Genomic DNA, 21,706 nt, shown 5'->3' with positions numbered 1-21,706 from the left:
AAACCTATTGCGAGTACCTATGGTCGCCGTATTGATACCAGGTGTCAACTGGCGCGGGGCTAGTCTTCTGTCAGTAATTCCTGTAAAATTTCAAAAATTTTGGCCGGGTGGCTGCTGAAACGCAGCAAAATAACGGTAGCGAAAGCCCCGCGCTTGTTGCACTGGCCCCAAGTAATAAAAAGTCAGCTCATTGCTGCGCCATGACGATCGAACATGGACATGGAAGAGAACAACAAGCGGGATGAATCCGATTTATTTTTTATCGGCTTCGTCCCGCTTTTTTACGGCCCCAGTTTTATTAATAAACAGTTTTGATAATGAATGGTTTTGGTCGCGATAGTGTTACGCGTCGTGGATAACGAAGACATTGCTGAGCCTGCGCCCACAGGCTCCCACCAGCATGGGAGGATCTTGTTTTGAATAACCCCGCATTGAGCAAACCCGCAATATTGGCCCTGGAAGATGGTAGCGTGTTCCACGGCATCGCCATTGGGGCGGATGGATTAACCAGCGGCGAGGTGGTGTTCAATACGGCCATGACCGGCTATCAAGAAATCCTCACCGACCCCTCCTACACCCGCCAGATCGTCACGCTTACCTATCCCCATATCGGCAATACCGGCGTCAACGCCGAGGATGTGGAATCCGCCTCGATTGCGGCGGCGGGCCTGGTGATTCGCGACCTCCCTTTGCTGGCCAGCAGCTTCCGTTCCGAGCAAACCCTCTCCGATTACCTGAAAAGCCAGAACGTCCTGGGCATCGCCGATATCGACACGCGCCGCCTGACGCGCATCCTGCGCGATAAAGGCGCTCAGAACGGGGCCATTCTGGCGGGCGCTGAGGCCGAGGGTGAAGGCGCCGTGGCGCGGGCGTTGGCGGCGGCGAAGGCGTTTCCAGGGCTGAAGGGCATGGATCTGGCCAAAGATGTCTCGTGTAAAGAAGCCTATGAATGGTCGGAAGGCGAATGGACCCTGGGTGACGGCTACGCCGATGCGGCCCAGGGCGAGCGCCCTTACCATGTGGTGGCCTACGATTACGGGGTGAAGTTCAATATCCTGCGCATGCTGGCCGCGCGCGGCTGCCGTCTGACGGTGGTGCCCGCGCAAACGTCTGCTGCCGAGGTCATGGCGCTGAACCCGGATGGCGTCTTCCTGGCCAACGGCCCGGGCGACCCGGAGCCCTGCGACTACGCTATCAAAGCCATTCAGGACGTGCTGGAAACCGACACGCCGGTGTTCGGTATTTGCCTGGGCCACCAACTGCTGGCGCTGGCCTCGGGGGCGAAAACCGTCAAGATGGGCCACGGCCATCACGGTGCCAACCACCCGGTGCAGGACCTGGATAGCGGCGCGGTGATGATCACCAGTCAGAACCACGGTTTCGCGGCGGACGAAGCGACACTGCCGGCCAACGTTCGGGCCACGCACCGCTCGCTGTTCGACGGCACGCTGCAGGGCATTGAGCGTACCGACCGACCGGCGTTCAGCTTCCAGGGGCACCCGGAAGCCAGCCCCGGCCCGCGCGATGTGGCGCCGCTATTTGATCGCTTTATCGCCATGATGCAGGCGCGCCGCTAACGCCGCCGATTGCCGCATCGCCGAATGTTTCGCTCATTGTCACTTTTTCAGCGGGAACCGTTATGCCCAAGCGTACCGACATCAACAGCATTCTCATTATTGGCGCTGGCCCGATTGTCATCGGCCAGGCCTGCGAGTTCGACTACTCCGGCGCCCAGGCGTGTAAAGCGCTCCGCGAAGAGGGCTTCCGGGTTATTCTGGTCAACTCCAACCCGGCCACCATCATGACCGACCCGGCCATGGCCGATGCCACCTACATCGAGCCGATTACCTGGCAGGCGGTCGAGAAAATCATCGAAGCCGAAAAGCCCGACGCCATCCTGCCCACCATGGGCGGCCAGACCGCGCTGAACTGCGCGCTGGATCTGGAAAAGCATGGCGTGCTGGCCAAGCACGGCGTCGAGATGATCGGCGCCAACGCCGATGCCATCAATATGGCCGAAGACCGTGATCTGTTCGACCAGGCCATGAAGCGGATTGGCCTGGAATGCCCGAAAGCCAAAGTCGCTCATACCATGGAAGAAGCCTGGGATATCCAGGCGGAGCTTGGCTTCCCGACGATTATTCGCCCGTCCTACACCATGGGCGGCTCCGGCGGCGGCGTGGCGTACAACAAGGAAGAGTTCGAGGAAATCTGTATCCGTGGTTTCGAGCTCTCCAACAACCACGAGCTGCTCATCGACGAGTCGCTGCTGGGCTGGAAAGAGTACGAGATGGAGGTTGTGCGCGATAAGAACGACAACTGCATCATCGTCTGCGCGATCGAAAACTTTGACCCCATGGGCGTGCATACCGGCGACTCCATCACCGTGGCCCCGGCGCAAACGCTGACGGATAAAGAGTACCAGATCATGCGTGACGCCAGCCTCGCGGTGCTGCGCGAGATCGGCGTGGAAACCGGCGGCTCCAACGTCCAGTTCGGCATGGATCCCCAGACCGGCCGCCTGGTGGTGATCGAGATGAACCCGCGGGTGTCGCGTTCGTCGGCGCTGGCCTCCAAGGCCACCGGTTTCCCGATCGCCAAGATCGCCGCCAAGCTGGCGGTGGGCTATACCCTGGATGAACTGCAGAACGACATTACCGGTGGCCGTACGCCCGCGTCGTTCGAGCCGTCCATCGACTACGTGGTCACCAAGATTCCGCGTTTCACCTTCGAGAAATTCCCCCAGGCCAACGACCGTCTGACCACCCAGATGAAGTCGGTGGGCGAAGTGATGGCGATCGGCCGGACTTTCCAAGAGTCGCTGCAAAAAGCCCTGCGCGGCATGGAAACCGGCAACGACGGCCTCGACCCGATTATCACCGACTTCACGCCGGACAACATGGCGATTATCCAGGGCGAGCTCCAGGCCGCCGGTGCCGAGCGTATTTTCTACGTGGCCGATGCCCTGCGTGCCGGGATGAGCGTCGAGGAAGTGTTCACGCTGACCAATATCGACCGCTGGTTCCTGGTCCAGCTGGAAGACCTGATCGTGACCGAGGCCGCGATAGCTAAGCGCTCCTTGAGCGACTTTTCCGCCCGCGAGCTGTATCAGCTCAAGCGCAAAGGCTTCTCGGACGCCCGCCTGGCCAAGGTGCTGGGGGTGGCGGAGAAAGACTTCCGCAAGACACGCCAGGCCGCCGGCATCCGCCCGGTGTACAAGCGCGTGGATACCTGTGCGGCCGAGTTCGCCTCGGATACCGCTTACATGTACTCCACCTACGAAGAGGAGTGCGAGGCGGAGGTGTCCGACCGCCAGAAGATCATGGTGCTGGGCGGTGGCCCCAACCGGATCGGTCAGGGTATCGAGTTTGATTACTGCTGTGTGCACGCGGCGTTTGCAATGCACGACGACGGCTATGAAACCATCATGGTCAACTGCAATCCCGAGACGGTCTCCACCGACTACGACACCTCCGACCGGCTCTACTTCGAGCCGGTGACTCTGGAAGATGTGCTGGAGATCGCCGACAAAGAAAAGCCGGCGGGCGTGATCGTCCAGTTTGGCGGCCAGACGCCGCTCAAGCTCGCCCGCGAGCTCGAGGCGGCGGGCGTGCCGATTATCGGTACCACCCCCGACGCCATCGACCGCGCCGAAGACCGCGAGCGCTTCCAGCAGATGATCGACAAGCTCGGCCTGAAGCAGCCGCCCAATGCCACGGCGCGCAGCTTTGACGATGCTTTCGCCAAGGCCGAAGCCATTGGCTACCCCTTGGTGGTGCGGCCAAGCTACGTGCTGGGTGGCCGGGCCATGGAGATCGTCTACGACGCCTCCGAGCTCGAGAACTACATGACCAACGCGGTGAAGGTGTCCAACGATTCGCCGGTGCTGCTGGATCACTTCCTGAGCGCGGCGGTGGAGATCGATATCGACGCGGTCTCCGACGGCCGGCAGGTGGTCATCGGCGGCATCATGCAGCACGTCGAGCAGGCGGGCGTGCACTCTGGTGACTCGGCCTGTTCGCTGCCGCCTTACTCGCTGCCCGCCGACGTCCAGGATGAGATGCGCAATCAGGTCAAGAAGATGGCCGTGGAGCTGGGCGTCAAGGGCCTGATGAACGTCCAGCTTGCCTGGCAGGACGGCGAGATCTACGTGATCGAGGTCAATCCGCGTGCATCGCGTACCGTGCCGTTTGTCTCCAAGTGCATTGGTACCTCGCTGGCCCAGGTCGCGGCGCGCTGCATGGCCGGTCAAACCCTTGCTGAGCAGGGCTTCGATCATGAAATCGTGCCGCATTTTTATAGCGTCAAGGAGGCGGTGTTCCCGTTCAACAAGTTCCAGGGCGTGGACCCGATCCTGTCGCCGGAAATGAAGTCCACCGGCGAAGTGATGGGCTCGGGCGACACCTTTGCCGAGGCGTTCTTCAAGGCGCAGCTGGGCGCGGGCGAGGCGATCCCTGCCTTGACCGGCGAGCGCAAGGCATTTCTGTCGGTACGTGAACCGGACAAGCAGGGGATTATCGAAGTGGCCCGTTCTCTGCTAACATTAGGCTTTACTCTTTGTGCGACGCGTGGCACGGCAGCGGCTCTCGAAGCGGCTGGCCTGGCAGTGGAGCACGTCAATAAAGTCTACGAAGGTCGTCCCCATATCGTCGATCTGCTCAAGAACGACGAAATCGCCTACATTGTGAACACCACCGAGGGTCGTCAGGCCATCAATGACTCCTCGGTCATTCGCCGTACTGCTCTCGCGCGCAAGGTGCCCTATGCGACCACCTTGGCGGGCGCTAATGCTGTTTGCATGGCGCTTGAGTACGGTAGGGAGATTACGGTGCGGCGCCTTCAGGATCTGCATGCAGGAGCAAGTCAATGAATAAGGTCCCGATGACGGTAGCGGGCGAAAAAAGTCTTCGCGATGAACTGAATCAGCTCAAGGGCGAAGCGCGCCCCGAAGTGATTGCGGCTATCGCCGAAGCACGTGAGCACGGCGACCTTAAGGAAAATGCCGAATATCATGCCGCGCGTGAGCAGCAAGGGTTTATCGAAGGGCGTATCCAGGAGATCGAAAGCAAGCTCTCGGGTGCCCAGGTGATCGATGTCACCAAGCTGCCCAAGACCGGCAAGGTGATCTTTGGCGTGACCGTGTCACTGCTCAATCTGGATACCGACGCGCGGGTGACTTATCGCATCGTTGGCGAAGATGAGGCTGACATCAAGTCGGGGCGTATTTCCGTCACGTCGCCCATTGCCCGCGCGCTGATCGGCAAGGAAGAAGGTGACGTGGTCGGCGTCAAGACGCCGGGCGGCGACGTCGAGTACGAAATCGAGAGCGTCGAGCACCTGTAAGCGAGCGAAAGGCGGGGATCCGCCTTTCACTGCCCGCATGGCCAAAAAAAGCCCGCGACACGGTGTCGCGGGCTTTTAACGCTCCGGCGCAGTCGCTGAATAAATGCTCAGCGACGGCCGTGATGGTTTTCGAAGCGCTTGATGTTGGACAGCTTGGGATTACCCTTCGGGTTCGGGCGGTAGAGCAGCGCCGTCTTGCCGATGGATTGCACCAGTTCCGCCTGACTGTCGTTGATCAGCTCTTCAAGCATTGCGGCGCGGTCATCGCGCTCGGGCAGTGCGAGCTTCACCTTGATGAGCTCGTGGTCGTTGAGTGCCCGGCCGAGTTCAGCGAGTAAATTGTCGGAAACGCCATTTTCGGAAACGGTGACCACCGGATTGAGGTAGTGGCCAATGCTGCGAAATGCTTTCTTTTGTGCCTGTGACAAGCTCATGGTATCTTGCGGTATCCCAGTTTGCGCTTAACGTTCCATCTTACGGTGAAACGTCACCGAGTGAAAGCCATCGTGTGAAAGCGCCCATCGCTCCTTCAGTGTCAGATTGTATGCAGCAAACGCCTCCGGGCCGAAAACGGCCATCAAGTAAAACCAGCGCAAGCTGGATGAAAGAGCATTTTGACGATCAGTACGTCAAGCAGAGCTGGCAGGATGGTTATCGCTCTCGGGCGAGCTACAAGCTGCTGGAAATCGATGAAAAAGACAAGCTGCTGCGCCCCGGCATGACGATCATTGACCTGGGCGCTGCACCGGGTGGCTGGAGCCAGATTGCCGCTGAGAAAGTGGGGTCGCAGGGCCGGGTGATTGCGTCCGATATCCTGGAGATGGACAGCCTTGCGGATGTGACGTTCATCCAGGGGGATTTCACCGAAGAAACGGTGCTGAACGCCATCCTCGAGCGTCTCGAAAATCGCCCGGTCGACCTTGTGATGTCGGACATGGCCCCCAATATGAGTGGCATGGCGGCGATTGACCAGCCGCAAGCCATGTATCTGGTGGAACTGGCCCTCGAGCTTGCCCGGGAAACACTGTCGCCGGGCGGCAATTTGCTGGTAAAGGTATTTCAGGGGGAAGGGTTCGACAGCTACCTGAAAGAGCTGCGTAACAGTTTCAAGCGGGTGGTAACGCGCAAGCCCGGTGCTTCCCGTGCACGTTCACGGGAAGTGTATCTACTGGCGGAGGGGTTTCGGGGTTCGTGACCGCCCGCCGGCTTATCGCCAGGATTTATCACCGCGATAGCCAGACAGACAGTTGCAAAGTGTGTCACATTGGGCCAATAGGCGAGCGTGGCACAGATGGCCCAAGACATTAGGCGTCTTGGCAATGGTTGAACGCTTGAGGCTGATGTAAGGTCTCACTATCAGGGTTTAACTGACAGATTCTTGTAATGAGGGTAGCCCCTTGAATGATATGGCAAAGAACCTGATTCTGTGGTTGGTCATCGCGGCCGTGCTACTGACAGTGTTCAATAATTTCAGTACTGAAAGCGCGCCTCAGACGATGAACTACACCCAGTTCGTCGAGCAGGTGCAGGAACAGCAGGTACGCAGCGTCACCATTGATGGCTATACCATCACCGGTGAGCGTTCGGACGGGTCACAGTTCCAGACGATTCGTCCGGCGGCAGAAGACCCCAAGCTGATGGACGATCTGCTGAGCAATGACGTGACGGTTATCGGCAAGGAGCCGGAGCAGCAAAGTATCTGGACACGCCTGCTGATCGCCAGCTTCCCGATTCTGCTGATCCTGGCCATCTTCATGTTCTTCATGCGCCAGATGCAGGGCGGTGCCGGCGGTGGCAAGGGCGGCCCGATGAGCTTTGGCAAGTCCAAGGCCAAGCTGCTCTCGCAGGATCAGATCAAGACCACCTTTGCGGATGTCGCGGGCTGCGACGAAGCCAAAGAGGAAGTCGAGGAACTGGTCGACTTCCTGCGTGACCCCACCAAATTCCAGCGTCTGGGCGGCACTATTCCCCGTGGCGTATTGATGGTGGGCCCGCCGGGTACCGGTAAGACGCTGTTGGCCAAGTCCATTGCGGGTGAAGCCAAGGTGCCGTTTTTCTCGATTTCCGGTTCGGACTTCGTCGAGATGTTCGTCGGCGTGGGCGCCTCGCGCGTTCGCGACATGTTCGAGCAGGCCAAGAAGCAGGCGCCGTGTATCATCTTTATCGACGAGATCGACGCCGTGGGCCGTTCGCGGGGCGCCGGCATGGGTGGCGGTAACGACGAGCGCGAGCAGACGCTCAACCAGCTGCTGGTCGAGATGGATGGTTTCGAGGCCAATGAAGGCGTCATCGTGATTGCCGCGACCAACCGTCCTGACGTGCTCGACCCGGCACTGCTGCGTCCCGGCCGTTTCGACCGCCAGGTTACGGTTGGCCTGCCAGACATTCGTGGCCGCGAGCATATTCTGGGCGTCCATCTGCGCAAGGTGCCGCTGGGTGACGACGTGAAACCGCAGATCATTGCCCGCGGTACACCGGGCTTCTCCGGCGCCGATCTGGCTAACCTGGTCAATGAGGCTGCCCTGTTCGCCGCTCGCCGTAACAAGCGGTTGGTCAGCATGGAAGAGCTGGATCTGGCCAAGGACAAGATCATGATGGGTGCCGAGCGCAAATCCATGGTCATGACCGACAAGGAAAAGCTGAATACGGCTTATCATGAGTCGGGCCACGCCATTATCGGCCTGGTCGCACCGGATCACGATCCAGTCTACAAGGTAACGATCATTCCGCGTGGCCGCGCGCTGGGTGTCACCATGTTCCTGCCGGAAGAAGACCGCTATAGCCTGTCTCGCCAGCAGATTCTCAGCCAGATCTGTTCGCTGTTCGGCGGCCGTATCGCCGAGGAGATGACGCTCGGTGCGAACGGTGTGACCACGGGTGCATCCAACGATATCAAGCGTGCTACCGAGCTGGCCCACAATATGGTCGCCAAGTGGGGGCTCTCGGACGAAATGGGGCCGATCATGTACGACGAGGACGAGTCTCATCAGTTCCTCGGCGGTCCGGGTCAGGGCGGCTCGAAGATGAAGTCGGGCGAAACCACCACGCGCCTCGATAAAGAAGTGCGCAAGATCATTGATGATTGCTACGAACAGGCGCGTCAGATCCTGACCGACAACCGCGACAAGTTGGATGCCATGGCGGAAGCATTGATGAAGTATGAGACCATCGATGCCGACCAGCTCAAGGACATCATGGATGGCCGTGATCCGCGTCCGCCGGAAGGCTGGAACGATGGCGACTCTTCGGGTGGCGGAACCCCTGTGGGTGACGATCAGTCCACCGCCTCGTCCAGCGATAACCGCAGCAGCGACGCGTCAGGTGACGACGGCGATGCAGACGATGAAGAGCCGCGCCGTCGGCCTTCGGATCCGCTGGGCGGGCCTGCTGGCTCATAACGCAGCATCCGGCCATTCGGCTATTGAGAAGGCGTCCCCAAAAGGGACGCCTTTTTGTTATGCTGTGTGGCTACAATAGCGATACGTTTTTTCGACCAGGCGGCAGCATGACTTCTACGGCACGTCCTACTCCTTCGGCACCGGTGACCCCGACGTCTTCGCAGCTTCGCTGCGGGCGGCACTTGCTCGACCTCTCCTTTCCCCGCGTCATGGGGGTCTTGAACGTAACCCCTGACTCCTTTTCGGATGGCGGTCAGCATGTGGCCGTGGACGATGCGCTGCGGCGTGCGGAGCAGATGGTCGCCGAAGGTGCCTCCATCATCGATGTCGGCGGTGAATCGACGCGCCCCGGGGCGTCGCCGGTGGCCGAGCAGGAAGAGCTCGACCGTGTCGCCCCGGTCATTGAAGGTCTGGTGCGCGAGCTCGACGCCCTGGTCTCGGTGGACACCAGCTGCCCGGCGGTGATGCGCGAAGCAAGTACTCTGGGGGCGGGCATGATCAATGACGTGCGCTCTCTCGAGCGGGAGGGGGCTCTTGCCGCCGCTGCGGGAAGCGGTCTGCCGGTGAGTCTGATGCATCGCCAGGGCGAGCCCCAGCACATGCAGCAGGCGCCTGCCTACGAGCAGCCGATCGAGGAGGCAGTGATCGAGTATTTGACGGCGCGTATTGCCGAGTGTGAAGCCGCGGGGCTGCGCCGCCATCGACTGCTGGTGGATCCCGGCTTTGGGTTTGGCAAGACCGTCGAGCATAACCTGCGCTTACTGAATCAGATGGCCGCGCTCCAGACGCTTTCCCTGCCGGTGCTGGTCGGGATGTCGCGCAAGAGCATGATCGGTAAAGTCTTGGGGCGCGCCGTTGACGAGCGGCTTCCCGGTGGCCTGGCGCTGGCGGCCATGGCGGTTGAGCGCGGCGCCGGCATCGTGCGCGTGCATGATGTAGGGCCTACGGTAGACGCCGTCAACATGGCCTGGGCAGTGCTCCAGGAAGGCTGCGAGCCCCCTTTACATGAGGAAAACCGCGCATGAGCAGACGTTACTTCGGCACCGACGGTATTCGTGGAACGGTCGGTCAGTCGCCGATCACCGCCGATTTCATGCTCAAGCTGGGCTGGGCCGCAGGTCAGGTGCTGCGTCGCGAAAAAGGCCGCACGCGGGTATTGATCGGCAAGGATACGCGTATCTCGGGGTACATGTTCGAGTCGGCCCTGGAGTCGGGGCTCTCGGCGGCAGGGGTTGATGTGGCATTGCTTGGGCCGATGCCCACGCCAGGGATCGCCTATCTCACGCGTACCTTTCGCGCCGATGCGGGCATCGTGATTTCAGCCTCGCACAACCCCTTTGAAGACAACGGCATCAAATTTTTCTCGGCCGAAGGCAAGAAGCTGGCCGATGACATCGAAGACCGTATCGAAGTCATGCTCGAGGCTCCGCTGACCACGGCGGATGCTTCTCAGTTGGGCAAGGCCACGCGGATTGATGATGCGGCCGGTCGCTATATCGAATTCTGCAAGTCGACCCTGCCCGACCGCCTCAGCCTGCATGGCTTGACCATTGTGCTCGACTGCGCCCACGGCGCCACCTACCACATTGCCCCCAGCGTTTTCCGCGAGCTTGGCGCCGAGGTGAGCGTGATCGGTGGCTCGCCTGATGGTCTGAATATCAATCAGCAGGTGGGCTCGACGCACCCCGCGGCGCTGCGCGCCGCGGTGATCCAGCAGGGCGCTGATCTGGGGATTGCGTTTGACGGCGACGGTGACCGGGTGCTGCTGGTCGATTCGGACGGTCGCGAAGTGGACGGGGATGACATCCTGTATCTGATTGCCCGGGATCGCCGCGCGCGGGGCCAACTGCAAGGCGGCGTGGTGGGTACGCTGATGAGCAATTTCGGCCTCGCCATGGCGCTGGAAAAGATGGGTATCCCGTTCGAGCGTGCCAAGGTCGGTGACCGTTATGTGATGGAGCGCATGGCGGCCAACCAGTGGGAGCTGGGCGGCGAATCCTCGGGGCATATTGTGTGCAGCCATGTGCAGACCACCGGCGACGGCATCGTGTCAGCGCTGCAGGTGCTCGCCCTGATGATGCGCGAGCAGCAGTCGCTGCCTGCCCTGCTGAGGGGGCTTGAGAAGGTTCCGCAGTCGCTGGTCAATGTCAGGTTGCCCCCCGGTACCGATGCCAAAGAGGTGATGGCCTCCGAGCCGCTTCAGCAGGCGATCACCGCGCTCGAGCGCGAGCTGGGCGACGAGGGGCGTGTCCTGCTCAGGGCGTCGGGCACCGAACCGTTGATCCGCGTGATGGTCGAAGGTCGTGCGCATCTTGACGTGGATCAGCTGGCAGGTCGACTGGCCGAACAGGTCAGGGCGCTGCTTTAATAGCCCGGGCGGGCAGATAACAGCGGTTGTCTTGACAAGTCCGCTCCTATACCATTTCGCTCCACCTTGAGTGAGGAGAGTCCATGCGTAGGCCCTTAATCGCCGGCAACTGGAAGATGAACGGTTCGGCGGCACTGGTTGAAGCGTTCGGTAAGGTATTCGCCGACGCAAAGCTGCCGGCGGACGTTGATATGGTCGTGATTCCGCCGTTTCCCTACCTGGATGCGGCGCGGCATGCCTTCAGCAACACCCCGCTACGGCTCGGTGCGCAGACGCTCAATCCGCTGCACTCCGGGGCGCACACCGGCGAGGTAAGCGGCCGCATGCTCAAGGAGTTTGACGTGGCCTACGCCCTCGTCGGTCACTCAGAGCGGCGGCAGCTGTATCGGGAGACCGACGAGCAGGTGTTTGAACGCCTGATGGCTGCGCTTGAGGTCGGAATGTCACCCATCCTGTGCGTGGGGGAGACCCTGGAAGAGCGTGACGCGGGCCATACCATGGACGTGGTGCTGCGCCAGGTGGGGCATGTCATGGCGCGCCTGGAAGCCGCACAGCGCTGCGAGGTGATTATCGCCTACGAGCCGGTATGGGCCATCGGGACGGGGCGTACCGCCACGCCCGAGCAGGCTCAGGACGTCATGGCAGGCATTCGCGCCTATCAGGCGTCCTTCGATACCTCGCTTGCCGAGCAGCTCAGGTTGCTTTACGGCGGCAGCATGAATGCAAACAACGCGGCTGAGCTTCTAGCGCAGCCGGACATCGACGGCGGTTTGGTGGGCGGTGCTTCGCTCAAAACCGACGATTTTTATGCCATTTGTCAGTCAGCAGGATAACGCCATGCAAGTTGCAATTCTTATGGTTCATGTGGTGATTGCGATCGCCCTGGTTGTGCTCATCCTGCTTCAGCAGGGGAAAGGTGCCGAAGCGGGCGCGGCCTTTGGCGGCGGTGCGTCGCAAACGGTATTTGGGTCACGCGGCAGCGGTAACTTTCTGGCCCGTTTCACGGCGCTTCTGGCCGCAGGCTTTTTCGTCACCTCGATGGCGCTGGCGTACTTTGCGACCCAGGCAGGCCAGGCGCCGGAAGCCGGTATTCCCGATGCCAATCTCATTGAGCAGCAGCAAAATGCACCAATGCTTGACGAGGGCAGCGAAAGTGCGGATAATGCTGCGCCAGTGCTAGAGGAAAGCGGCGAGTAACTGCTTGATTTCGCTTTCTCGAGCCTCCCCCGATGCCGAAGTGGTGGAATTGGTAGACACGCTATCTTGAGGGGGTAGTGACCTTACGGTCGTGCGGGTTCAAGTCCCGCCTTCGGCACCATCTGATGTACTGGTTCGCCAGTTCTCCAGAGCAGTATGCACTAAGCGTGAAGAAGCTGTTTTATCGCTACCGTCAGGCAAGAATGACGCAGGCGATGCCAGAGACAGTGAGTGCGCTGGTTACGATAAAAGTCAGCTTGACGAACGATGTTCAAGCGTCTATTATCTGCCACCTAGATTGATGCGGGGTGGAGCAGTCTGGTAGCTCGTCGGGCTCATAACCCGAAGGTCATCGGTTCAAATCCGGTCCCCGCTACCACTTTCTGGCGATAAGCACGTATGTGTGAGCGTTTCATGAAACAAGAGGTGACGCCACCATTAAGGGTTTTCCCGTTGCTTGCCGCCATGTTGGTGTAACAGGTTTCTTTCAAAAAGCCCCTTCCTGTGAAGGGGCTTTTTGTTAGCAGCTTTTCGTTAACAAGCGTGTCTCAAGGGCGGACGCCCATCGGCTAGCCGGAGACACATTTCCGGGTAACGCCAATCAGCCACCTAGCTTTTCATATGTCTCCTGGCCAGGTGCCTGATGCAACGGCTATAGGAGCACTGTCTGTGGCCACAAAACATGCGGCGCTGCACGCGCTGATCGAACCTGTTGTCGCTGCCATGGGCTTTGAACTATGGGGCATCGACCATCTTTCACAGGGTAAGCACTCGCGCCTGGTGATTTATATTGAGCGTGACAGCGGTGTGAATGTTGAAGACTGCGCCGATATCAGCCGCCAAGTCAGTGCGATTCTGGACGTTGAGGATCCCATTCCAGGTGAGTATCGCCTGGAAGTTTCCTCGCCGGGCATGGCGCGCCCGCTCTATACCCTGGATCATTTTTCCCGTTTTCAAGGACATCATGTCGCCCTCAAGCTGCGCGCTCCTTTTGACGGGCGGCGCAAGTTTCAGGGACTGCTGGCAGGCGTCGAAGGCGACGAAATACTGCTGCAGATAGACGGCGAAGAATATTGCTTTCCTGTCGAAGGCATTGATTCTGCGCACATCGTACCGCAGTTCGACGATTAACCGGGTGGCGTGGTGGCCGGCAGGCAGCTGGCACGATGCACATAAGGACAGGTTTTCTGGCGAGGCAAACGCATGAGTAAAGAAATTTTAATGGTCGTTGACGCGATCTCTAACGAAAAAGGTGTTCCCCGCGACATTATTTTCGAAGCGGTGGAAGCTGCTCTTGCGAGCGCGTCACGCAAACGGTTTGATAACGAAGAAGCCAACGTGCGGGTGCATATTGACCGTCGCACGGGTGATTACGAAACGTTCCGCTATTGGACGGTGGTTGAAGACGACGAATTCGAAACGCCGGATTACGAAATCAAGGAAACCATTGCCGAGCAGCGTGATCCGCCGCTCAAGCTGGGCGATGTGGTCGAGCAGAAAATCGAGAATGCCGTGTTCGGGCGGATCGCTGCGCAAACGGCCAAGCAGGTCATCGTCCAGAAAGTTCGCGAAGCTGAACGCGCCGAAGTGGTGCGTCAATACGCCGACCGCGAAGGCGAACTGGTTGCAGGCATCGTCAAGAAAACCACGCGCGACGGTTTGATCATTGATCTGGGCGACAACGCCGAAGCTTTCTTGCCGCGCAACGAAATGATTCACGGCGAGCGCTACCGCATGAACGAGCGCGTTCGCGCGCTGCTGGTCAAAGTCGACCCCGACGCGCGCGGTGCGCAGCTACAGCTGTCGCGGACCTGCCCCGAGCTGATTATCGAGCTCTTCAAGATTGAAGTGCCGGAAATCGCCGAGCAGCTGATCGAAATCAAGGGAGCCGCCCGGGATCCCGGTTCGCGGGCTAAAATAGCCGTGAAAACCAACGACCGTCGCATCGACCCGGTGGGTGCCTGCGTCGGCATGCGCGGCTCGCGCGTGCAGGCCGTCTCGACGGAGCTGCAAAACGAGCGGGTCGATATCGTCCTGTGGGACGACAACCCAGCGCAGCTGGTGATCAATGCCATGGCGCCGGCCGACGTGGCGTCTATCCTTGTCGACGAGGATGCTCACGCCATGGACGTTGCCGTTGCTCAAGACAACCTGGCGCAGGCGATTGGCCGTAGCGGCCAGAACGTACGCTTGGCCTCTGAGCTGACCGGCTGGCGAATCAACGTCATGACCGAAGACGAAGCGGACGCCAAGCGCGATCAGGAAATCGATAGTCTGGTGGATTCCTTCGTGCACCATCTTCAGGTCGATGACGATGTTGCCCGCCTGTTGGTGGAAGAAGGGTTCACCACCCTGGAAGAAGTTGCCTACGTGCCGCTGGAAGAAATGCTCGAAATCGAAGAGTTCGACGAGGAGCTAGTGGAAGCGTTACGTGCACGGGCGAAAGACGAGCTACTGACGATGGCCATTGCCTCGGAAGAAGCGCTGGACGGTGCCCAGCCGGCAGATGACCTGCTGGCGATGGACGGAATGGAGCGCCATCTGGCCTTCATCCTCGCCAGCCGCGGCATTGTCACCATGGAAGATCTCGCCGAGCAGTCTGTCGACGATCTGGTCGATATCGAGGAGTTGGACGAAGCGCGCGCAGCGGCATTGATCATGACTGCCCGTGCGCCCTGGTTTGAAGACGATGACGCGTCGGATTCGAACACACAGTAAACAGGTCACGGGCTGAGGAGGGTCAATATGTCAGATATGACAGTTAAAGATTTCGCAGTAAAGGTGGGCCGCGATGTGCCCCGCCTGCTAGAACAGATGAAAGAAGCCGGTTTGCAGCATGCCTCTGAAAACGATGCCGTTTCCGAAGAAGATAAGCGCACGCTGCTTAACTTTCTGAAGAAGAGTCACGGTGGCGATGAAAGCGATACGGGCAAAAGCCGTATTACCTTGACGCGCAAGACGCGCAGCCGGATCAAGACCGGGGAGCGCGGCAAGACCATTGAGGTTCAGGTTCGCAAGAAGAAAACCTACGTCAAGCGGTCTGAAGAAGAGGATAAGCCCAAGGCGCCGGAACCCCAGCATTCGGGGCCGCGCCAGCTGGTAGGCGATATGGCGGAAGCCGAAGCCGAAACCAAGGCGCGCGAAGCCCGTGAAGCAGAAGAAAAGGCCGCAGCGGAAAAAGCCAAGGCCGCCGAAGAGGCCGCTCGCAAAGAGGCTGAAAAAGCCTCGGAGCAAGCTGCACAGGCGGCGCCGAAAGCCGCCGACGTGGACGTGCCGGAGCTGCAGATCGAAGAAGCGCCGTCCAATGACGATATGCCGCCAGCGCCGCCGAAAGAAGGCCGCTCCGATCGTCGTACGGCGCCACCCAAGAAAGCAGCGGCAAAAAATAAAGGTCGTCGTGACGAAGAGGAGCGTGGCGATCGCGAAGAGCGCAAGCGCGGCGGCGGCAAGAAAGCCAAGCGTGCCGAGCGTCGCGGCGGCCGTCGCGGTGGTGCCGGCGCTGGCAATGGCAAGCATGGCTTCCAGAAGCCGACCCAGCCGATCGTTCGCGAAGTCTCGATTCCTGAGTCGATCAGCGTGGCGGATCTGGCCGACAAGATGTCGATCAAGGCCAACGAAGTCATCAAGGCCATGTTCAACATGGGCGCGGCGGTGACTATCAACCAGACCATCGATCAGGATACTGCAGCGATCGTGGTGGAAGAGATGGGTCACAAGGTCAAGCTGGTGAAAGATGACGCCCTGGAAACGGAAATGCTCGAGGGCATCTCCTACGAAGGCGACGAAATCACCCGTTCACCGGTCGTGACCGTCATGGGCCACGTCGACCACGGTAAGACGTCGCTTCTCGACTATATCCGCAAGGCCAAGGTGGCAACCGGCGAAGCGGGGGGGATTACCCAGCATATCGGTGCCTACCATGTGGAAGACGAGCATGGCGGCGTGACGTTCCTGGATACGCCAGGCCACGCGGCGTTTACCGCCATGCGTGCCCGCGGTGCCCAGGCGACCGACGTTGTCATTCTGGTCGTGGCGGCGGATGACGGTGTGATGCCCCAGACGGTCGAGGCGATCGAGCACTCCAAAGCGGCGGGCGTGCCGATGGTAGTGGCGGTCAACAAGATCGACAAAGAGGGGGCTGACTTCGACCGCATTCGTAACGAGCTCTCGCAGCACGGCGTGATCTCGGAAGAGTGGGGCGGCGATACTCAGTTCGTCCACGTGTCTGCCAAGAGCGGTGATGGCATTGAGGAGCTGCTGGAAGCGATCCAGCTGGTCTCTGAAGTGCTCGAGCTTAAAGCCGTGCCTGAAGCACCGGGTAAAGGTGTCGTGGTTGAGTCGCGCCTGGATAAAGGCCGTGGCCCCGTGGCGACCGTGCTGGTTCAGAACGGTACGCTCAAGAAAGGCGATATCGTCCTGGCCGGGCTGCACTACGGTCGCGTGCGGGCGCTAACCAACGAACTTGCCAAGCAAGTGGACGAGGTGGGCCCGGCCATGCCGGTCGAAATCCAGGGCCTGGACGGTACGCCGGACGCCGGTGACGACTTCATGGTGGTGGCCGACGAGAAGAAAGCCCGCGAAGTGGCCAACTTCCGTCAAGGCAAGTACCGCGAAGTACGCCTGGCGCGTCAGCAAAAGGCCAAACTGGAGAACATGTTCAGCCAGATGGGCCAAGACGAAGTGGCCAAGGTCAACATCGTCTTGAAAGTCGACGTCCAGGGCTCGCTGGAAGCCATCAAGGGTGCGTTGGAAGAGCTCTCCACCGACGAAGTCGAAGTGGCGGTTGTGTCCTCGGGTGTGGGCGGTATCACCGGTACCGATGCCAACCTGGCGCTCGCCTCCGAAGCCATCGTGGTCGGCTTCAACGTGCGTGCCGATGCTGCCGCCCGCGAAATCATCGAACGTGAAGGCCTGGATCTGCGCTACTACAGCGTCATCTACCAGCTGATCGACGAGGTCAAGCAGGCGATGAGCGGTATGCTTGCGCCCGAGTGGAAAGAAGAAATCGTCGGTATTGCCGAAGTACGCGATGTCTTCCGCGCGCCGAAGATCGGCGCGATCGCCGGCTGTATGGTGGTCGAAGGCACCGTGCACCGGAACAAGAAGATTCGCGTGCTGCGCGATGACGTGGTGATCTACGAAGGCGAGCTCGAATCGCTACGCCGCTATAAGGACGACGTTCAGGAAGTACGTAGCGGCGTCGAGTGTGGCATCGGCGTGAAGAACTACAACGATGTTCAGGTCGGCGACAAGATCGAAGTCTTTGACCAAGTGAAGGTCGAGCGCAGCCTCTAAGGCCGCGAGGAGCAATCATGCGCGAATTCAAGCGTACCGACCGAGTAGCCGACCAGCTCCAGAAGGAGCTGGCGGTACTGATCCAGCGCGAAGTGAAAGACCCGCGCCTGGGCATGGTCACGGTCAGCGGGGCCACCGTCAGCCGTGACCTTGGTTACGCCGATATCTACGTCACCCTGCTGGGTGAGCAAGACCCCGAGCGTATCAAGGAAAACCTGCAGGTGCTGAAGCGGGCAGCAGGTTTTCTGCGCAGCCAGATTGCCAAGCGCATCAAACTGCGTCACGTGCCGGAGCTGCGCTTTCATTTCGACGAAAGCGTCGTCCGCGGTCAGCAGCTTTCTTCGTTGATCGAGGAAGCGGTGTCGACCGACCGCGCTCGCCAATCTCAGGACGATGAGGGCGTTGACGAGCCGGGTGAGGAGACCCGCTAATGGCGCGTCGCCGTCGTGGTCTGCCGGTTAACGGCATTGTGCTACTGGACAAGCCGAAAGGTCTGTCCAGCAACCATGCCTTGCAGCGGGTGCGGCGTCTGTTCGACGCGCAAAAAGCGGGGCACACCGGCACGCTGGATCCGATGGCCACCGGCCTGCTGCCGATCTGCCTGGGCGAGGCGACCAAGTTCTCCGCGCACCTGCTGGAAGCCGACAAGGTCTATCGCACCCGGGTCGAGCTGGGCGTGATCACCGATACCGGCGATGCAGAAGGCACGGCGATCGAACGCCACGATGTCCCCGAGCTGGCGGCACAGGACATCGAAACGGTGCTCACTCGCTTTCGAGGCGAGATTGATCAGGTGCCTCCGATGTACTCGGCGCTCAAGCACCAGGGTAAAAAACTCTACGAGCTGGCCCGCGAAGGCAAGCAGGTTGAGCGTGCAGCCCGCCGGGTAAGCGTGTATGATGCCCGCCTGCTGTCATTTGAAGGCACCGCCTTCGAGCTGGAAGTCAGCTGCAGCAAAGGCACTTATATCCGCACCCTGGCCGAAGATATCGGCAAGGCGTTGGGCTGTGGTGGTCACATCAGTCAGCTGAGAAGGCTCAAGACAGGTCCTTTTGATGGCGATGCCATGTGGACGCTGGAAGCCCTTGAAGCGCTGGCAGACCAAACTGCGCGCGAAGCCGAGCTGATGCCGGTCGATGTGCTGGTCGATCATCTGCCGTCGCTTGTGGTGGATGAGTCGGGCTATGGACGGCTGGCCCACGGTCAGTCGGCCCGCCTGGCCATCGGTGACGCACTGCCGCCCGAGGCACTGGCAAGGCTTTATTACGCCGAGGCGTTCATTGGGCTCGGCGTGGTGAAAGGGGCCCAGGAAGTGGCGCCCAAGCGACTGTTAAGTACGGTCGCCATCTCGTAATACGTTGCATGGATGCTGCGATTTACGCGAAAATAGCGACTTGAGACTGCAAATATGCGTGGTCTCACCCATTCATTGTTAGGCATATTGCTTACTGGAGAGACAGATGGCATTAACCGCTGAAAAGAAGGCCGAAATCGTCAACGAATACGGCCGCGGCGAGAACGACACCGGTTCACCTGAAGTACAGGTAGCCCTGCTGAGCGCCAACATCAACGGCCTGCAGAGCCACTTCAAGACCAACAAGCAGGATCACCACTCGCGTCGTGGTCTGATCCGCATGGTAAACCAGCGTCGTAAGCTGCTGGATTACCTGAAGCGTAAAGATTTCGAACGCTATCAGTCTCTGATTCAGAGCTTGGGTATCCGCCGCTAAGTTATTGCTGGCGAAGGTCTAGAAACGGGCAGCTCCATGCGAGCTGCCCGTTTTTTTGTTACTGGTAGCCCTATCGCGCGGCAACGCCTAGAATAGTGGCGAGTCAAAACGACCAAACGAAAAGACAAGTAGCAATTAATGTTAAAGGAAGCCGCCGTGAATCCGGTCAAGAAAACGTTCCAATACGGTCGCAGCACCGTCACGCTAGAAACTGGGCGCATTGCTCGCCAGGCCACCGGCGCCGTTATGGTGACCATGGATGATACCGTTGTCCTGTGTACCGTCGTGGCCAGGAAAGAAGCCAACCCCAATCAACCCTTTTTCCCGCTCTCGGTGCACTACCAGGAGAAAACCTACGCGGTCGGCAAGATTCCTGGCGGCTTCTTCAAGCGTGAAGGCCGTCCCACCGAGAAAGAGACGCTCACCTCGCGTTTGATCGACCGTCCGATCCGCCCGCTGTTTCCCAAGGGCTTCATGAACGAAGTGCAGGTCATCTGTACCGTTCTGTCCACCGATCGCAATCACGACCCGGATGTGGCGGCGATGCTGGGCACCTCGGCGGCGCTGTCCATTTCGGGCGTCCCCTTCAGCGGACCGATTGGCTGTGCCCGGGTGGGCTTTAACGAAGAGCAGGGCTACTTCCTGAATCCGACCGTCGAAGAACTGAAGAGCTCGGAACTGGACATGGTCGTGGCCGGTACCGATAAAGCCGTGCTGATGGTGGAGTCGGAAGCCCAGGAACTGCTCGAGGACGAGATGCTTGGCGCCGTGTTGTTTGGCCACCAGGAAATGCAGGTCGCCATCAGTGCGATCAACGAACTGGTCGCTGAAGCCGGTAAGCCGCGTTGGGACTGGCAGCCGCCCGAAGAAAACGTGGCGCTGAAAACCGCCATGGCCGACGCCTTCGAAGCCAAGGTCGGCGAAGCCTATCGCATTACCGATAAAATGGCCCGTCAGGATGCGCTCTCTGCACTGAAAGACGACGCGGTTGCGCAGCTGGCTGCTGCTGAAGACGAAGATGCTGACGGCAAGTTTGCCAAGGATGACGTCAAATCCGCGTTTGCCGGTCTCGAGAAGCGCGTCGTGCGCTCGCGGGTCATCAAGGGCGAGCCGCGCATCGATGGCCGCGACAATGCCACCGTGCGTCCGCTGGACATTGAAGTGGGCACCCTGCCGAAAACTCACGGCTCGGCCGTCTTCACCCGCGGCGAGACCCAGGCGATCGCGATTGCCACCCTGGGAACGCTGCGCGATTCGCAGCTTATCGAATCGCTGGAAGGCGAACGCAAAGACCGCTTCATGCTGCACTACAACTTCCCTCCGTACTGCGTAGGTGAAGCGGGCTTCTTTGGTGGTCCGAAGCGCCGTGAAATCGGCCATGGCCGCCTGGCTCGCCGGGGTGTGCAGGCCATGCTGCCCGCGGAAGATGCCTTCCCCTATACCATTCGCGTGGTGTCGGAAATTACCGAATCCAATGGTTCGAGCTCGATGGCGTCGGTGTGCGGTTCCTCCCTCGCGCTGATGGACGCCGGTGTGCCCCTGAAAGCCCCGGTAGCCGGTATTGCCATGGGGCTGGTCAAGGATGCGGACGGCTACGCCGTATTGACCGATATCCTGGGCGATGAAGATCACCTGGGCGATATGGACTTCAAGGTTGCCGGTTCTGAAGAGGGCGTGACCGCCCTGCAGATGGACATCAAGATCGAAGGCATCAACGAAGAGATCATGGAAAAGGCGCTGCAGCAGGCCCATGCTGCACGTCTTGGCATCCTCGAGCAGATGAATGCCGTGATTGCCCAGAGCCGTACCGAAGTATCGGATAACGCCCCGTCCATGGCGACCATCAAGATCGACCCGGACAAGATCCGTGACGTGATCGGTAAAGGCGGCGCCACCATTCGTAAAATCTGCGAAGACACCGGCGCGTCCATCGACCTGGACGATGACGGCACCGTGCGGATTTATGCCGAAGACAAGGCGGCCGCGAAAAAAGCCATCGATACCGTGCTGGCGATTACCGCCGAAGCGGAAATCGGCAAGCTGTATAAAGGCAAGGTGGTACGCATTGCCGACTTCGGTGCCTTTGTGAACATCATGCCCGGCACCGATGGCCTGGTGCATATCTCGCAGATTATCCAGGAGCGGGTGAACAACGTGCGCGACTTCCTGAATGAAGGCGACGATGTCATCGTCAAGGTGCTGGATATCGACAATCGCAATCGCGTGAAGCTGTCGATGAAAGAAATCACCGAAGAAGAGAAAGCGGCGTTCGAAGCGCAGGAAGCGGAAACCGAAGCGACGATCTAACTCGCCCTTTCGGTGTCTGACACCGCCCTCGTCGCCCATGGCGTCGGGGGCGGCGTCGTTTCAGCAGG

17 protein-coding genes and 2 tRNA genes are annotated in these 21,706 nt (G+C 59.9%); 18 read left to right on the top strand and 1 reads right to left on the bottom strand.

What is annotated here, in order from left to right:
- Positions 1-431: 431 nt before the first annotated feature.
- The 3 genes from carA to greA all read left to right on the top strand — a co-directional run bounded on the left by carA (position 432) and on the right by greA (position 5,343).
- Entirely contained in the window at positions 432-1,577 is a 1,146-nt protein-coding gene (gene carA, locus QC815_RS09025) for a glutamine-hydrolyzing carbamoyl-phosphate synthase small subunit (RefSeq protein WP_309768338.1), read from the top strand.
- A 62-nt stretch (positions 1,578-1,639) separates the two neighbouring features.
- Positions 1,640-4,870 (top strand): carbamoyl-phosphate synthase large subunit, encoded by a 3,231-nt coding sequence (gene carB, locus QC815_RS09020; protein ID WP_309768115.1) that lies wholly within the window; start codon positions 1,640-1,642, stop codon positions 4,868-4,870.
- Complete coding sequence (greA, locus tag QC815_RS09015; protein WP_230447783.1) at positions 4,867-5,343, top strand: transcription elongation factor GreA; 477 nt, start codon at positions 4,867-4,869, stop codon at positions 5,341-5,343. The genes carB and greA overlap by 4 nt, the downstream gene beginning before the upstream one ends.
- 107 nt (positions 5,344-5,450) lie before the next feature.
- Here the strand turns inward: greA and yhbY are convergent, their stop codons facing one another.
- Entirely contained in the window at positions 5,451-5,777 is a 327-nt protein-coding gene (gene yhbY / locus QC815_RS09010; protein WP_230447784.1) for a ribosome assembly RNA-binding protein YhbY, read from the bottom strand.
- Between the two features lie 110 nt (positions 5,778-5,887).
- Here yhbY and rlmE point away from each other — a divergent pair, with 110 nt between their 5' ends.
- From rlmE to pnp, 15 genes are all read left to right on the top strand, one after another.
- On the top strand, positions 5,888-6,538 hold the full coding sequence (gene rlmE, locus QC815_RS09005) for a 23S rRNA (uridine(2552)-2'-O)-methyltransferase RlmE (RefSeq protein ID WP_309768111.1): 651 nt from the start codon (positions 5,888-5,890) through the stop codon (positions 6,536-6,538).
- Positions 6,539-6,740: 202 nt separating this feature from the next.
- The gene (gene ftsH / locus QC815_RS09000; protein ID WP_230447786.1) at positions 6,741-8,741 is read left to right on the top strand and encodes an ATP-dependent zinc metalloprotease FtsH; all 2,001 of its coding nucleotides are present in this window, start codon (positions 6,741-6,743) and stop codon (positions 8,739-8,741) included.
- Between the two features lie 107 nt (positions 8,742-8,848).
- The gene (folP, locus tag QC815_RS08995; protein ID WP_309768108.1) at positions 8,849-9,766 is read left to right on the top strand and encodes a dihydropteroate synthase; all 918 of its coding nucleotides are present in this window, start codon (positions 8,849-8,851) and stop codon (positions 9,764-9,766) included.
- The gene (gene glmM / locus QC815_RS08990; protein WP_309768105.1) at positions 9,763-11,109 is read left to right on the top strand and encodes a phosphoglucosamine mutase; all 1,347 of its coding nucleotides are present in this window, start codon (positions 9,763-9,765) and stop codon (positions 11,107-11,109) included. The genes folP and glmM overlap by 4 nt, the downstream gene beginning before the upstream one ends.
- Positions 11,110-11,192: 83 nt before the next feature.
- Positions 11,193-11,942 (top strand): triose-phosphate isomerase, encoded by a 750-nt coding sequence (gene tpiA, locus QC815_RS08985; protein ID WP_230447789.1) that lies wholly within the window; start codon positions 11,193-11,195, stop codon positions 11,940-11,942.
- Between the two features lie 4 nt (positions 11,943-11,946).
- Positions 11,947-12,306, top strand: coding sequence for a preprotein translocase subunit SecG (gene secG, locus QC815_RS08980; RefSeq protein ID WP_230447790.1), 360 nt, complete (start codon positions 11,947-11,949; stop codon positions 12,304-12,306).
- 34 nt (positions 12,307-12,340) lie between these two features.
- Positions 12,341-12,427 (top strand) — tRNA-Leu (locus QC815_RS08975).
- A gap of 181 nt (positions 12,428-12,608) precedes the next feature.
- Positions 12,609-12,685: transfer RNA gene (locus QC815_RS08970), tRNA-Met, on the top strand.
- Between the two features lie 290 nt (positions 12,686-12,975).
- Positions 12,976-13,437, top strand: coding sequence for a ribosome maturation factor RimP (rimP, locus tag QC815_RS08965; RefSeq protein WP_309768102.1), 462 nt, complete (start codon positions 12,976-12,978; stop codon positions 13,435-13,437).
- A gap of 72 nt (positions 13,438-13,509) precedes the next feature.
- Positions 13,510-15,024 carry a transcription termination factor NusA gene (gene nusA / locus QC815_RS08960; protein WP_230447792.1) on the top strand — a complete coding sequence of 505 codons (1,515 nt, stop codon included), beginning with the start codon at positions 13,510-13,512 and terminating at the stop codon, positions 15,022-15,024.
- A 27-nt stretch (positions 15,025-15,051) separates the two neighbouring features.
- A complete protein-coding gene (gene infB, locus QC815_RS08955; protein WP_230447793.1) occupies positions 15,052-17,601 on the top strand; it encodes a translation initiation factor IF-2 in 2,550 nt (849 codons plus the stop codon).
- A 17-nt stretch (positions 17,602-17,618) separates the two neighbouring features.
- Entirely contained in the window at positions 17,619-18,032 is a 414-nt protein-coding gene (gene rbfA / locus QC815_RS08950; RefSeq protein ID WP_230447794.1) for a 30S ribosome-binding factor RbfA, read from the top strand.
- A complete protein-coding gene (truB, locus tag QC815_RS08945; protein WP_309768099.1) occupies positions 18,032-18,955 on the top strand; it encodes a tRNA pseudouridine(55) synthase TruB in 924 nt (307 codons plus the stop codon). The genes rbfA and truB overlap by 1 nt, the downstream gene beginning before the upstream one ends.
- Before the next feature lie 106 nt (positions 18,956-19,061).
- Positions 19,062-19,331: a 30S ribosomal protein S15 gene (gene rpsO / locus QC815_RS08940; RefSeq protein ID WP_230447796.1), complete on the top strand. Its 270-nt coding sequence runs from the start codon at positions 19,062-19,064 to the stop codon at positions 19,329-19,331.
- Positions 19,332-19,469: 138 nt separating this feature from the next.
- Positions 19,470-21,638 carry a polyribonucleotide nucleotidyltransferase gene (pnp, locus tag QC815_RS08935; RefSeq protein WP_230447797.1) on the top strand — a complete coding sequence of 723 codons (2,169 nt, stop codon included), beginning with the start codon at positions 19,470-19,472 and terminating at the stop codon, positions 21,636-21,638.
- The last annotated feature ends 68 nt before the right edge of the window (positions 21,639-21,706 follow it).

It is taken from the genome of Vreelandella gomseomensis (genome assembly GCF_031451645.1).
Classification (GTDB): domain Bacteria; phylum Pseudomonadota; class Gammaproteobacteria; order Pseudomonadales; family Halomonadaceae; genus Vreelandella; species Vreelandella gomseomensis.
The sequence above is the reverse complement of the archived record's forward strand: the minus strand, read 5'-3'. Positions and strand labels throughout refer to the sequence as shown.